The sequence below is a fragment of the Brachybacterium halotolerans subsp. kimchii genome (genome assembly GCF_020792675.1).
GTDB lineage: Bacteria > Actinomycetota > Actinomycetes > Actinomycetales > Dermabacteraceae > Brachybacterium > Brachybacterium halotolerans.
In genome coordinates, this window is sequence record NZ_CP086254.1 from 3,189,592 (window position 1) to 3,203,715 (window position 14,124).

A 14,124-nucleotide genomic window follows, 5' to 3' on the forward strand; every position below is an offset into this window, starting at 1 on the left:
CTCCGCGGCCGACGGGCCGGGTCGACTGGTCGCCATCGGGGTCGGCATCGGGCCGGCCCCCGGGTCGGGAAGCACCCCGGCCCTCGACACAGGAGGAATCCCATGCGCATCACCCGCACCCTGCAGCGCGCCGCCCTCGGCGCCGGAGCACTCGCGCTCGCCGCCGGCCTCGCCGCCTGCGGATCCGGCTCCGGAGGCTCCATGGACGACGGCGCGGCGAAGGACGGCTCGTCGTCCATGCAGACGAGCGATGGAGGCGGCGACGCAGGCATGACGTCCGACGGAGGCGGGGACATGAGCGGCGACATGGGCAGTGACATGGGCGGCGACATGGCGATGTCCATGGCGCACGGCACCTTCGCGGGGGCGAACGGCAAGAGCGTCGCGGGGAAGGTGAGCATCGAGGACGGCAAGCTCATGCTCACCGGATTCTCCTCGGACCAGGGTCCCGACCTGCACCTCTACCTCGCCGAGGGCGATGACGAGGACGCCGTCGACTCCGGGATGGAGCTCGGCGACGTCGCCTACGACTCGGCCGAGCAGACGTTCTCCGTCGAGGGCGTCGACCTCTCGCAGTACGACCATGTGGTCGTCCATTGCGACAAGGCGAAGGCCGTGTTCGGCAGCGCCGCGCTGTCGTGAGCCCGGGGAGCGGGCGGGTGCGCGGCGCCGAACGGCTCGCCGCGGGATCGGCGCTCATCTCGCTCATCGCACGCCTCGTCCTGGCCGCGCTCTGGCTGGTCGAGGGCGCGGTGAAGGTGCACGCCGGCTTCGGCGCGGCGGACATCGGCCTGGTCGTCGACGGGGCGCGGTCGAACGCGCGCGTGCCCGAGATGTTCGCCCTGTTCGCGGAGCACGTGATGGCGCCGCTGGCCGGGGTGTTCGGGATCGGCATCCCGGTGCTCGAACTGGCCCTCGGGGCCGGGCTCGCGCTGGGCTGGGGGAGACGCCTGCTCGCGCTCGCCTCGAGTGCGACGCTCGCCCTGTACTGGATGTCCGACCAGCTCGTCGTGCAGTACCCCGCGATGATGCTGCTCGGCGCCGTGGTGCTGTGCCTGGCGCGGGGCCCGGCGCGGCCCCGCGCGCCCCGCTCCTCCGCCGGGCCGCCGCATCGGTAGACTGGCGCGCATGTCGACGAGCTCACGAGACGCGCTGGTCCGCCGTCCTTTCGAGGGACTGCCGCAGGAGCAGGATCTGGTGGCGATGCGCCAGCTGATCCCTGCCGCGACCGTCAGCGCGCGGACCACCGCCGCGTTGGGGAGCGAGGCCGTCACCCTCGCCACGATCCTGCCGATGAACTGGCCCGCGATCCGCCGCTCCGACGGCTCGGTCGTCGTCGGCCTGCAGGCGAGTGTCCCCGGCGGGGACCTCTCGCGCGCCTTCGGCCAGGCGATCGTGCAGGCCCTCGCGCTCGAGCCCGGCTCACCGGTCCCCACGGTCGCCCTCGAGGACGACTCCCCGCGCCTCCAGGACGTGCTGGACCTCGACGGCGACTTCGCGATCGAGGTCCACGACTCCTTCGAGTTCTGGGTCGACCCCGAGGCCGATCGCACCGCCGAGGTCGAGGCCTCCCTGCGGGAGGCGAACGAGAAGATCATGCCGACCCGTCCGGTCGCGGGTCTCGCGCACGCCTACTGGGTCGACGCCGGCCCGAAGGAGCACCTGCGCTGGGTCCTCGACGCCGACGAGGACCGCGTCGTCGACGCCGTGGCCCGCCTGCACGCGCGCCGCGAGTCCGGCATCGGCGAGGGCACGAAGTACGTGGGCTCCTTCCGCGCCGAGGGCCTCACCATCCCCGTGTGGGATCTGCCCTCCGGCTTCGGAGCCGAGGGCGTCGAGACCCAGGCGGAAGCGTTCAGCGCCCGCTTCCTCGAGGCGCTCGAGACCACCGAGCCGCTCACCGTCATGGAGCGGCGGGCCCGGGGCGGCATCGTCGCGCGCCAGGTGACCCTGCGATGAGCGCGGCGGGGCCGCTCGCGGCGGACCGTCCCACGGCGGTCGCCGTGGTGATCCCCGCCAAGGACGAGGCCGACCGGATCGAGGCGACGATCCGCGCCGCCCAGCGCATCGACCGCGTGGACACCGTGGTGGTCGTCGACGACGGCTCGAGCGATGCGACCGCAGCGGTCGCCACCGGCGCCGGCGCGCTCGTGGTCCGCCACCGCACCAACCGCGGGAAGGCCGCCGCGATGGCGACCGGCGCGCGCGTCATCGCCATGCGCGAGGACACCGAGGCGGCCGACGGCGGCGTGGACTTCCGCGAGGAGCTCCACGCGGAGCCTCGCATGCCCGGCCACACGGGCCCGCTGCCCGTGATCTCCCCGTCGGACCTCATGTCCCGCGCGCTGCTGTTCCTCGACGGCGACATGGAGGACAGCGCCGAGAACGCCGCCCCGCTCGTGGACGCCGTCCTCGACGACGGCGTCGACATGGCGATCGCCCTGCTGCCTCCCCAGAACGGCGCCGCCGGCCTCGGCATCGTGGTGCGCACCGCCCGCAACGGCATCCGCCGCATCACCGGATGGGAGCCGCAGCAGCCGCTCTCGGGCACGCGATGCATCACCCGCGAGACCTGGGAGGCGTGCCAGCCGCTCGCCCCGGGCTGGGGCGTGGAGACGTCGCTGACGATCGACGCCCTGACCGGCGGTTTCTGGGTGAAGGAGGTGCCCTGCGCCCTGCGTCATCGCGCCACCGGCAAGGACCTGTCCGGACAGCTGCACCGCGCCGCCCAGCTGCGCGATGTCACCCGCGCGCTGCTGCGCCGCCGCACCGTGCACCCTCCGGAGGTCGCGGAGGAGACGGTGGAGGGCGTCGAGGAGCCGGCCGTGGTCGCCGACGAGTCGGTGGTCGTGGACGAGCCAATGGGTGCCGACGAGGCGATGGGTGCCGACGAGGCGATGGTGGCCGACGAGGCGGCGCCGGCGGTCGAGGAGACTGCCTCGGGTGCCGAGGACGTCGAGGCTGAGCCCGGTGTGGATCCCGAGTCGGACGATGCGCCCGCACCGCTCGCGTTCGACGGATCGGAGAGCGCGGGTGGAATGACCGCGGAAGCTCTGTCGCCGCAGGCTGACGCGCTCGAGTCGGAGGATGAGGTCGCCCCCGCTGACGAGGCGCCCCAGGCAGACGACGCGCCCCAGGCCGACGCGACGGAGCAGATCGACGAGGTCGAACCCGCCGCCGCGGGCGCCCACGAGGCAGCGACGGAGCCGGCGCTTCCGCGCTCCGCGCCCGCGAGCTACCCGGACGACGTCGACGCCTGGGGAACGGTGTCGACCGAGGCATCGGTCGTGGACGAGAATTCTCCGGAGCCGGAGCCGGAGCCGGAGCCGGAGCCGGAGCCGGAGCCGGAGCCGGAGCCGGAGCCGGAGCCGGAGCCGGAACCCGAGCCCGAGCCGGAGACCGAGCCCGCCACGGCGCCTGCTCCCGAGACCCCGTCCGCCGCCGATTCCACGGACGCTTCGGCCGACGACGCCCCGTCGGCCCGCACTCTCGCGGACCTTCCCGCGTCGGGTCCGTTCGACGCCGAGGACGCGCGCGAGCTCGAGCAGGTCGACATCGCGGCCCTCGACGCGGACCTGCGAGCGCTGCCGGTGGACGGGCCCTTCGAACCCGAGGACGTGGTGCTGCTCGCCGGCGCCGATCTCCATGAACTGGGCCGACGCATGCACGAGGCGCCCGTGGACGGTCCCTTCGCCCCCGAGCACGCGGTGATCATGGCCGCGCATCTCCAGCGCAGCGTGCCGCGCGTTCCCGAGCGCATCGAGCTGCCGATGGACGCCGGGGAGTACACCTCGCTCGTGGTCCAGTCGGCCGTCGAGGAGGCGGACGCCGAGGGACAGCGGGATCGCGGCAGCCAGGACTGAGCTGGAGCCGGGGAGCAGCCCCACCTCGGACGCTCGGACGAGGGCCGCGCACGCTGCGCGGTGCCTCGTCCGTTCTCCGCCTCTGCGGTCCGACGCACCACCTGCCCTCCGCACCACCTGTGCGCCGCGTCACCCGCCGACCGGGGCATCCTCCCGGGCGGGCAGCACAGCCGCGAGCGCGAGAATGCCGAGGCCCAGCACGGCGGCGATCAGCACCGGTCCCGTGTCGTTCACCGCGTAGCCCAGCCACCCGCCCGCGACCAGCGCGATCCGGACCGAGCGCCCGCTCGGATGCTCCTCGTCCAGCTGCTCGAGGGCACGCCAGTGCAGGCGGCGCGGCATGAGGATCGCGACCGAGCCGAGCACCGCCGCGAGCACCACCAGCGCGAGCCCCGGGTAGTCCACGAGCATCTGCAGGTTCTGACCGAGCTTGCGCAGCACCACCGTCCCGAGTCCGCCCGAGAGCACGTCGTCGATGAATCGACCCAGGTGGGAGCGAGAAGCCGGCGGACGCAGCCAGTCGAGCACCGACACCCCGACCACGGCGACCGCGCCCGCCGCATACAGTCCCAGCACGTGCCACCAGCGCAGCGGGATGCCGGAGACGAGCAGGGCGAGCAGCCCGAACGTCGGCACGCACACGAGCATGGAGCCGAAATCCGCGCCCATCGACGGGGCGACGCAGGCCGCCGACACCACCACTCCCGTCGCCACCGTCGCGATCACCCGGGCGCGCGGGGTGCGCAGGCGCGTGAACAGGCAGCCCAGGGCGGCGAGCGTGCCCGCGAGCACCATGCCGAACAGGTGGTTCGAGAGCCCGTAGAAGCGCGCCCCGGAGATGGCGTTCGCGCCCAGCGGGGACCCCGTCTGCCACGGTGAGCCGAGCGCCGACTCGAGCAGGATGAGGCCCGCGACCAGGCCGAACGCGACCCCCGGAGGTCCGAAGCGCGAGCGCCGCCAGGGGCCGGCGAGCACCACCGCGGCCAGCACCGCCGACCCGGCCCACACCACGCCCGTCAGCGCCAGGGCCGGGTGCTCGGCCCGCCACCACGGCACGAGCGTGGACATGAGCGCGACCGGGAAGCACAGCGGCGCGATCGCGAGCAGCGAGCGGGCCGCGTGCCGCGCGCGATCGCGGCGGCGCAGCGGCGTGATCAGCAGCAGGACGAGCCCGACGGCCCCGAACGCCAGCCAGGAGAAGAACGCCGGGGGCGAGGCGCCGTCCACGAGCCGCGCGGCGAGCGAGCGGTCCAGCGCGAGCTGCTGGGGGTCGACGCGGGTGTCCTGCCCCTCGAAGGATTGCCCGGGCAGGGTGAGCGTCGGCTCGACGCCGTGGCTCTCGAGCACGGTGGGGAGCACATCGGTGAGCACGACGAGCCCGTTCTGGTGGGTGGATCCGCTGGACAGCGCCTCGCCGGGGCGGCCGGTGTCCATCGCGACCTGCAGGCCGGCGGTGCGCGAGGCGATCGACCCCTGGGTCTCGACGGCCGCGGGATCGGCCGGGTCGGTCGCCGCGACGGAGACCAGCAGGGTGCGGGGGAGGTCCGCGGAGCCCGCCGCGGAACCGGACGCGGAATCGGCCGCGCACCCGCCTGCCGCGTCGAGCACCTCCCCGGCGCGCTCGTCCAGCGCAGTGAGATCCGAGGGAGTGGCCGAGCCGAGATCGACGAGGAGCACGCCGGAGTCTGCGTCTCCGGCACCATCACCATCGAGCGCCGCGCTGATGCGGCCGACGGGGACGTCCTCGCTCGCGTCGATCTCTGTGGTGCCGCCGGGGATGCGGGCGAGCTGGTCGGTGGGCGGGTTCGGGACGCCGGCGCTCGACGGGGCCGTCGCGGCGAGCCCGCGGAAGCCGGTGCGCAGCGTCTCCTCGCCCTGCCGCTTCGTGGAGACCACGGTGGTCGAGGTCGTGTTCATGGCTCCCACGCCGGCGTTCTCGGCGAGGCACTGCAGATGAGGGGTCGTCTCCTCGGATACGTCCTCCCAGGTCAGACCCGAGGTCACCAGGACCATGCGGACCGGTGCGCTCGACGCGCCTGCGTCCGCTCCGTCGTCGGCCCGCGCGGGTCCCGTCGGCCCGAGGAGCGCTGCGGCCGTCGCCAGCAGCACACACATCGCGGCGAGGACGACCGGGCGCGGGAGCAGACGCCGCGGGGCCCTCGGCGTCGGCCCCGCGAGCCCGCGGGGGATCGCGCGCGGACGGGACGGACGGGGGAACAGCACGTCAGCGATGGTATGCGGCCGTCCCGGGAGGAGCCTCACCGTCGGACTCGCCGGTATCGCCACGCGCGCCGACTACCGGATCCGGGAGCATCGCCGCGATCAGCGGCAGCGAGACCACGAGCGCGGCGAGCAGCAGCATCGCCCCGGTGTCGTTCGTCGCATAGCCGATCCACGCCCCGACGCCGAGCGCGATGCGCACGGGCCGGGCGGCGGGATGCCGGGCGTCGAAGGCCGCGAGGCGCACCATGCGCGTGCGGGTGGGGACGAGCGAGCACACCCAGAGCACGGCGGCCAGCAGCAGCACGCCCAGCAGCGGCCAGAACGTGGTGACCTGGTCGATGTTCTGCTGCGCCTTGCTGGCGATCACGTCGAACAGCTCGCCGGAGAGCACCTGGTCGACGAACCGTCCCAGGTGCGTGCGCTGCGCGGGCGGGCGCAGCCAGTCGAGCACCGAGATGCCGCCGACGGCCACCACCGCCGCCCCGCCGACCGCGAGCAGATGCCACCAGCGCACGCGGATCCCGCTCAGCATGAGGGCGAGGAGCCCGAGCGCGGGCACCAGCACGAGCACGCCGCCGAAATCGGCGCCCATCGTCGGCGCTGCGCTCACGCCCATCACCACGATCCCGATCGCGATCACGGCGAGCACTCGCGTGCGCGGGCGCGTGAGCCGTGCGCACACGGCGAGCAGCGCGATCATCGTGCCCGCCAGCACCATTCCCGAGAGGTGGTTGGAGATGCCGTAGAAGCGTCCGCCGCGGATCGCCTGCGCCCCGAGCGGGGAGCCAAGCTGCAGCTGGGAACCGGTCGCGGACTCCGTGAGGACGGCCAGGGCGAGCAGTGCCCCCGCGGCGCCCGCGGGGCCGTACCGGAGGCGGCGCCAGGGTCCGAGCAGGGCGATCGCCGAGAGCACGAGGGCGAATCCCCACACCACGGCGGTGAGCGCGAGCGCGGGGTGCTCGGCCCTCCACCAGGGCACGGCCCCTGCGAGCAGGCCCGCGGCCGGTCCGAGAGGGAGGCACACGGCTGCGGCGCGCGCGGCGGCGGAGAGGCGGCGGCGCGCCGCAAGACGGGGGACGAGCAGCACCAGCAGCCCGAGTGCCGGCAGCACCAGCCAGGATCCCAGCGCCCACCACGTCGCCCCGTCGACCAGCACGTTCGCGGCCGAGCGGTCGGTGGCCAGGCGGATGCCGGCGGTGTCGCGGACGACGGAATCGGTCGTGTCCGCGCCCGACCCGTCCGCGCCTGACCCGTCGGCGCCCGACCCGTCGGCGGGCGTCGGGGTTCCCTCGAAGATCTGCCCGGGAAGTCCCTCGGGGGTGCTCTCGCCGTAGCTCGCGAGGATCGTCGGCACCACATCGGTGAGCAGCACGACCCCCTCCTGATGGGTGGATCCGCTGGTCAGCGAGCCGCTCGCGAAACCGGAGTCCATCACGACCTGCAGTCGGTCAGGTCCGGGCGCGGGGGAGCGGCCCTCTTCGACCGCCTCGGAGTCCTCGGGATCGTAGGGGGCGACGGAGACCAGAAGCACCCGCCCCATCGATGCGCTGTCGCAGCCGCCGACGGCATCGAGCTGCTTCCCGACCTCCTCGTCGAGAGCGGCGAGGGCGCGGCCGCGCTCCGAGCCCGGGGCGACGGGGTCCTCGTCGGCCCCACGCGCGGGCAGCGAGTCCAGGGGGACGACCTCTGGGGCGTCGGGCAGCGCGGAGACCAGGTCCTCCGCGGGCTGCGGTGAGCGGGAGGTCCGGTGGGACTGGGATGCGAGGCCCAGATAACCGCTGGTCAGCGTCTCCATGCCCTGGCGACGCGTGGGTGTCAGCGGCGTCATCGAGCCCACGCTCATCGCGGCGGTCCCCGAGCGTTCGGCGAGGCACAGGAGGTGCGGGGTCGCCTCGGAGATGTCCTCCCAGTTCAGCCCCGCGGTCGCGAGGACGAGCTCGACGGGCTGCTCCGAGGGTCCCTGCGCGGCGGGGGCTGCGGGAACTGCGGGCGCTGCGGGCGCTGCCACGCCGTCCGCTCGGGCCGATGCGGGGGCGAGCACGGGGAGCAGCACGGAGACGAACAGGGCGAGCGCGAGGGCGAGCGCGAGAGGGCGGGCGGCGCGGTCAAGGCGCCGGGGCGCGCGTGCCGGGCCCGAGCTCGGGCGAAGGGCCGACGGAGGGAAGGTCACCGGATGATCGTAGAAGGCGGAGCCGGACGGCTGCTCACGATGCCGGGCCGGACGCGGCCGTCCGAGGGCGAGTCCGCACTGCGCGGCGTGAGATCGCGCGATGGGGACCGCGGGTCGGCCGGTAGATTGCCCACGATCGTCGGCGATGCTGCCCGACCACTGCTCGGCGCGGCCCCGACCCGGCCTCCGCCTTGCCCCACCTCCGCCTTGCCCCACCTCCGCTTCGGTCCGTCTTCGAGGAGCCCTGCATGATCCTCCACACCGTCTGCTTCACCCTCGCGCACGCGCCCGGCTCCGACGAGGAGCAGGCCTTCCTCGACGAGGCACGACGCATCCTGCCCGCGGTCCCCGGCGTCGAGGAGTTCACGGCCTCCCGGCAGGTCGGCGAGCAGAGCGACTTCCGCTTCCAGTTCGCCATGCGCTTCGCCGATCAGGACGTGTACGCCGCGTATGACGCACATCCGGACCACCAGGGCTTCGTCACCCAGCGGTGGAAGAGCGAGGTCGCAGCCTTCCAGGAGTTCGACTTCGTCCCCCTCGAGGGATGACGATCCTCTGATGGCGCGGGTGGAGGACGTCGATCGGCGCGGGCGGTCCGTGCGCCTCGAGCGCCTCGGGAGCTCGCATGCCGGAGCCATCCTCGCCGGTCAGGATCGGGCTCTCGCCCGGGAGGTCTTCGGCCGCCGCTGGGAGCCCGCAGAGCTCGCGGAGTTCCTCGAGCGCGCGGAGCGGTGGAGCATGGACGGGCCCGTGCGCGAGTTCGCCGCGTGCCAGGTCGGCGGCGGGAACGCCGACATCGACGCGTGCACCGGCATGAACGCGGGCACGGGCGCAGGCACGGGCGCGGACGCGGGCACGGACGCACGCGCATGCAGCGCCCGCGGCGAGATCGTCGGCGGGGGAGGGCTGCACCTGCTGGGCCCAGGCCTCGAGCGCGGGCAGGCGGACATGAGCTACTGGGTGCTCGCTCCGCAACGACGGCACGGCTGGGGCGCCGCGATCGCCCGCGCGCTGCGGGACACCGCGAGGTCCGATCCGCGCATCTGCACGCTCGTCCTGCGCATCCCGCCGGAGAACGTGGCATCCCAGCACGTCGCGAGGGGAGCAGGCGCACGGCCGACGGGCCGGAGTGAGCGCCACCCCGGTGACGCGAGTCGGCGGGTCGAGCGCTGGGAGCTCGACCTCGACGACGAGCCCGACTTCGACCTGGACGTCGACCTCGACCTCGACCTCGACCCCGACCGCGGCCTCGATCTCGACGACCGAGAGGCCGGCACGGCCCGTCTACGCTGGCACGATGATCCGTCTGACCGCCCCTGACCCCGCCCGCTTCGAGTCCTGGGCCGCGTGCGTGCGGGACTTCGCGGACGGGCCGATCGACGGCTCGGGCTATTTCGGGGGCTCGATCCCCGAACCCACTCCCGAGGAGTTCGCGCGCTATCTCGAGCAGCGCCTCGCCGAGGGCGACACGTCGATCCCTCCGGCGCCCGAGCGCGTGCACTGCTCGTACCGGTGGATCGTCGACGAGACCTGGGAGGCGGGCGGACCCCTGCTCGGATTCCTCGCCGTGCGCCACCACCTCACCAGTTTCCTACTCGCCCAGGGCGGACACATCGGCTACTCCGTGCGTCCCTCCGCCCGCCGACGGGGCGTCGCGGGTGCAGCGCTCGCCGTCGGCCTCACGGAGGCCGCCGAGCTGGGCATCGATCCCGTGCTCGTCTGCTGCGCCGAGACCAACGAGGCCTCGCGACGCACCATCGAGCGCAACGGCGGGGTGTACGAGAGCTCGATCGCCGAGCACAGGCGGTACTGGTTCGGTCAGGGCCCCTGGCCGCAGGAGCCGGACGCGCAGGGAGCATCCGGCCGCTGAGCCCTGGACCGCGCCCACGCCGCACGCCCGCCGCGGATACCCTGCAGCCATGCGGTACGGATTCCTCGGCCCCGAGACCACCTTCACCCACCAGGCGCTTCTGCAGGCCCTTGCGGAGGCGCCCGACGAGCTGCGCGCCGAGGCCGAGCTGATCCCGTTCACGTCGGTCGCGACCGCGACCACGGCGCTCGTGGACGGCGAGATCGACGCGATCACCGCGCCGATCGAGAACTCGGTCGAGGGCGGGGTGTCCGGCACGCTCGATGTCCTCGCCTCGCACGACCGCATCACGATCGTCGCCGAGCAGATCGTCCCGATCACCTTCGTGCTCGCCGCCAAGCGGCAGATGGACCTGTCCCAGGTGCGCGCCGTCGCCTCCCACACCCACGCGCAGGCGCAGGTTCAGGGGTGGATCCGCGAGAACCTGCCGGGCGCCGCGATCGAGCCGGCCTCCTCGACCGCCGGGGCCGCCCAGGCCATCGCCGACGCGAGCGAGACGGAGGCCGAGGGCCTCGCTGCGATCTGCTCGCCGCTGGCCGCGGAGCACTTCGGGCTCCAGGTCCTCGCCCGCGGCATCGAGGACACCAAGGGCGCCCAGACCCGCTTCGTCATCGTCACCCGCAACAGCCGGATCCCCGCCCGCACCGGGGCGGACAAGACGACGCTCGTCGTCCACCTCCCGCACAACCGCTCGGGCGCTCTGCTGGAGATGCTCGAGCAGTTCAGCGCCAACGGTGTGAACCTCTCCCGCATCGAGTCCCGACCCATCGGCGACGCCCTGGGCCGCTACTCCTTCTCCATCGACGCCGAGGGGCATCTGGAGGACCGTCGCGTCGCCAGCGCTCTGCGCGGACTGCACCGCATGTGCCCGCAGGTCATCTACCTGGGGTCCTATCCGCGCGCGGATCAGCAGCGGTCGACGGTCGACGTCGCCACGGCCGACGACTCCTACGACGACGCGAGCCGCTGGGTGGGCGAGCTCAGCAGGATGATCACGCCCGTCCCGTGACGGACTCGTCCGACGGCACCTGGCCGGAGTCCTTCCGGTCCGTCGGGTCCGTTGAGTCGGTCGGGCCCGTCGGAGTGGTCGGGTCCTTCGGGTCCGTCGGATCGGTCGGGTCAGTGGGGTCCATCGGATCCTCCCCGCCGTCGATCTGATCCGATTCCGTGACGTGCGGCCCGACCTGCTGGCGGTCGGTCTCGACGCCGCGGTCCGCGACGCTGGCCGGCGTGCGCATGATCAGTGCACCGGGATCGACCTCGGCGAGCAGATGGGTCGCCTTCCCCTCTGTGTCGCCGTCGAGCTGCACGGGCTGCGGCTTGGTCGTCACCACGCTCACGCTCGTGGTGAGCGCCTGCTCCATCGTGGAGAGCTGTGGCTTGGGGTGCAGCGCCGGCTGGACGAGACGCGCGATGATCTGGCTGAGTCCCGCGGCGCCACGCCACGAGAGCACCAGCACGTCGAGGCGATGATTGTCCACCGTCGCGTCGGGCATCAGGACGATGCCGCCGGGCAGACGCCCGACGTTCCCGATCAGCACGGTGCGGGCGTCGACGTCGACGCTGTGGCCGGAAGGGGTCGTGATCCGCGCCGAGAACGCGCGGCCCACGATCTTGTCGAGCCCGGCGACTACGTAGGCGGGCCAGCCGATGCGCCTCTTCATCTTCGGGTTCGTCGCGCCGATGACCTCGGCGTCCGCGCCCACACCGGCGATCACGAGGAACGCCCGCTTCTGCGCCGTCGAGATCTCCGACGAGGAGCTGCCGGTGCGCATCCAGCCCATGTCGACCATGCTGTCGGATCCCAGCAGGGCGACCCGCAGCGCCTTCTCGAGATCGTCGAGGGGGAGGTCGAGGTTGCGGGCGAGCAGGTTGCCGGTGCCCACGGGCAGGATCGCCATACGCACACCCGAATGGGCGAGGGCCGAGGCGACCTCGCGCACCGTGCCGTCGCCGCCCGCCGCGATCACCAGGTCGGCCCCGTCCTCCAGGGCCTGTGCGGCCTGTCCGCGGCCGGGGTCCTCGCGCGTGGTGTCGTGGAAGTGCAGCTCGATGCCGAGCAGCCGCTCGGCGATCGTGCGCAGGCGCTCGCGGAACTGCTCGGGGTCGTCGTGCTTGGACGGATTCATGACCACGGCCACGCGGGAGAACGACGCGCCCTCGCTCGCGAGCACCGCGCGGTCCGCGCGAGCGCGCGCGAGATCGTCCACCTGGCGGCGCTGCGCGCGGACGTGCACGAGCACCACCGCCAGCAGCACGACGACGACCACGCTGAGGGCGATCGAGACGATCGCGAGGACGGTGCTCAGATCCATGGGCCGAGACTACCTGGGCCGATGGTGCGACGAGCGACGGGCGGCATTCATCCGCTGGGTGCGGAAGGTCGGTCGAGCCGGTCCCCTTCGGGGTGCGCCTCGACGGAGTGGTCGTCGTGCTGCGAGGCGGCGTCCAGATCGGGTCGCGGCCATCTCAGCGGGGGAGGAGCGCTGGTGAACGTGCGGCCGGTGGGAGTCGTGAGGCGGAGGGTGCGTTCAGGAGGTGGCTCCGGTCCCGCGTGCGCGTCGGGTCGCCCCGATCCGACAGGGTGCACACATCCCTCGGGCGGCCCCGATCCGTCGTGCCCATCGGCGGCGCCGGTCCCGATCTCCTCGATCCAGCCCTGGGTCTCCATGAGGTAGTTGCACGATTCGCACAGACCTGCGCCGTTGTCGATGCGGGTGGCGCCGCCGTCGACGTAGCTCTCGACGTGGTCGATGTGGCGGATGCGCGCCTCGCACCAGGGAGTGCGGCACCGCTGGTCCGCGATCTCGATGAAGCGACGGTCCGGACCGGAGAAGCGGCGGCGCGTGTCGTCGGCCGCGGTGAGGCGTCCGCTGATCGGGTCGGTGAGCAGGCGGCGCACGAAGCGCTGCGCCGTCGAGTCGTCCTCCGGATCGCCGTGGAGCGCGAAGCGACGGGCGATGCCGGCGGGCACGGGGTGGCCGTCGATCCAGGCGACGTCGTCGGCCTCGTCCAGCAGCGCCTTGTCGGTCATCATCAGCTGGATCTCGACGCCCATGCTCCCCGGATCCTGCTGGCCGGTGACGCGGGCGACCAGGGCGTCGGCCATGTGCTGACCACGGGTGCCTTCGACGCCCTGGGAGCGAGCGGTCGAGGCGGCCCGGTCCAGCACCGTGTACACGGCGACGCCCTCGGCGAGCGGCAGCAGGGCGCTCAACCGCACGGTCGAGCCGGCGGCGGGACGGATCGAGACGTGCCGCTCGGAGACCTCGCGCTCGTGGCGGGCGAGGGCTGCGGCCTGATCGAGCTCGTCGGCGCGCGCCCGCGCGAGCACGCCGGCACGGGTGGGGGAGACCTCCGGCAGCTGGGCGGAGATGTCGCGGTCCACGCGGGCGCGGTCCTCGTCGTCCAGGCAGATGACGCCTTTGGCGACCTCATCGGCCGCCCAGGCGGAGATCTCGCCGCGCGCGAGGAGATCCAGGGTCCTCGGCATCGACTCGACGACCACCCGCTCGAGAGCCAGATGGTTCCGGGTGCGGGCGGGCGAGGCACGGCGCACGAGCGCGATCTCCTCCGCGACGCCCTTCCCGAGGTCCTTGCGGGGCACACCGTCGGCCCGCTGCTGGGCGATGCGCCCGGCGCGGAAGGCGACCGATGCGCTCATCTGGGTCGCACCCGCCAGGGCGAGGATCTGCTCGCTGATCTCGATCGACGCGAGCAGGGAGTCGATGCCGATCGGCGTCGCGGAGTCAGATGCGCCCGAGGCGTCATCCGGCCCACTATCCGGCGCGGGACCCAGGAGGGAGAACGCCCGCGCGAGGGTGGCATGGGCCTGGGCGAGGAGTTGTGCCGGATCCTCCGATCGCACCAGCTCCAGCGAGGGCCCAGCGGTCTCCGCGCCGCGCGTCGCCGTCGACGTCATCATCCACACCTCCCCTCCAGGTCCTGTTCCAGATCGGTCCCTCGTGCTCGCCGCTCCGCGCGGTGAACACGCATAA

The 14,124-nt window shown here is 73.4% G+C and carries 12 protein-coding genes; 8 read left to right on the plus strand and 4 right to left on the minus strand.

Going from position 1 to position 14,124, the window contains the following annotated elements; all coding sequences use genetic code 11:
- The first annotated feature begins 102 nt into the window (after positions 1-102).
- Genes Bra3105_RS14300 through Bra3105_RS18580 form a run of 4 tightly spaced genes read left to right on the plus strand, consistent with a single transcriptional unit; the run spans position 103 to position 3,863 of the window.
- Entirely contained in the window at positions 103-642 is a 540-nt protein-coding gene (locus Bra3105_RS14300) for a DM13 domain-containing protein (protein ID WP_228357381.1), read from the plus strand.
- Positions 643-659: 17 nt separating this feature from the next.
- On the plus strand, positions 660-1,118 hold the full coding sequence (locus tag Bra3105_RS14305; protein ID WP_228357382.1) for a DoxX family membrane protein: 459 nt from the start codon (positions 660-662) through the stop codon (positions 1,116-1,118).
- A 10-nt stretch (positions 1,119-1,128) separates the two neighbouring features.
- Complete coding sequence (locus Bra3105_RS14310) at positions 1,129-1,959, plus strand: DUF5926 family protein (RefSeq protein ID WP_228357383.1); 831 nt, start codon at positions 1,129-1,131, stop codon at positions 1,957-1,959.
- The gene (locus Bra3105_RS18580) at positions 1,956-3,863 is read left to right on the plus strand and encodes a glycosyltransferase (protein ID WP_323188826.1); all 1,908 of its coding nucleotides are present in this window, start codon (positions 1,956-1,958) and stop codon (positions 3,861-3,863) included. Before Bra3105_RS14310 ends, Bra3105_RS18580 begins: the two co-directional genes overlap by 4 nt.
- 129 nt (positions 3,864-3,992) lie before the next feature.
- Here the strand turns inward: Bra3105_RS18580 and Bra3105_RS14320 are convergent, their stop codons facing one another.
- A complete protein-coding gene (locus tag Bra3105_RS14320) occupies positions 3,993-6,086 on the minus strand; it encodes a hypothetical protein (protein WP_228357384.1) in 2,094 nt (697 codons plus the stop codon).
- Between the two features lies 1 nt (position 6,087).
- The gene (locus tag Bra3105_RS14325) at positions 6,088-8,256 is read right to left on the minus strand and encodes a hypothetical protein (RefSeq protein WP_228357385.1); all 2,169 of its coding nucleotides are present in this window, start codon (positions 8,254-8,256) and stop codon (positions 6,088-6,090) included.
- Between the two features lie 248 nt (positions 8,257-8,504).
- Between Bra3105_RS14325 and Bra3105_RS14330 the strand changes: the two genes are divergently transcribed.
- The 4 genes from Bra3105_RS14330 to pheA are packed head-to-tail and all read left to right on the plus strand — an operon-like array spanning position 8,505 to position 11,135.
- Positions 8,505-8,804, plus strand: a complete 300-nt coding sequence (locus tag Bra3105_RS14330) for a Dabb family protein (protein WP_200502526.1) — start codon at positions 8,505-8,507, stop codon at positions 8,802-8,804.
- Between the two features lie 10 nt (positions 8,805-8,814).
- Positions 8,815-9,576, plus strand: a complete 762-nt coding sequence (locus tag Bra3105_RS14335) for a GNAT family N-acetyltransferase (RefSeq protein ID WP_228357386.1) — start codon at positions 8,815-8,817, stop codon at positions 9,574-9,576.
- Complete coding sequence (locus Bra3105_RS14340) at positions 9,554-10,126, plus strand: GNAT family N-acetyltransferase (RefSeq protein WP_228357387.1); 573 nt, start codon at positions 9,554-9,556, stop codon at positions 10,124-10,126. Before Bra3105_RS14335 ends, Bra3105_RS14340 begins: the two co-directional genes overlap by 23 nt.
- A gap of 49 nt (positions 10,127-10,175) precedes the next feature.
- The gene (gene pheA, locus Bra3105_RS14345) at positions 10,176-11,135 is read left to right on the plus strand and encodes a prephenate dehydratase (RefSeq protein ID WP_228357388.1); all 960 of its coding nucleotides are present in this window, start codon (positions 10,176-10,178) and stop codon (positions 11,133-11,135) included.
- Here pheA and Bra3105_RS14350 read toward each other — a convergent pair.
- Together Bra3105_RS14350 and Bra3105_RS14355 are read right to left on the minus strand one after the other, a co-directional pair.
- Positions 11,119-12,441: a diacylglycerol/lipid kinase family protein gene (locus Bra3105_RS14350; protein ID WP_267061787.1), complete on the minus strand. Its 1,323-nt coding sequence runs from the start codon at positions 12,439-12,441 to the stop codon at positions 11,119-11,121. The two genes, pheA and Bra3105_RS14350, sit on opposite strands and share 17 nt — an antisense overlap.
- Before the next feature lie 47 nt (positions 12,442-12,488).
- Positions 12,489-14,051 (minus strand): HNH endonuclease, encoded by a 1,563-nt coding sequence (locus Bra3105_RS14355; protein ID WP_228357389.1) that lies wholly within the window; start codon positions 14,049-14,051, stop codon positions 12,489-12,491.
- Positions 14,052-14,124: the final 73 nt, after the last annotated feature.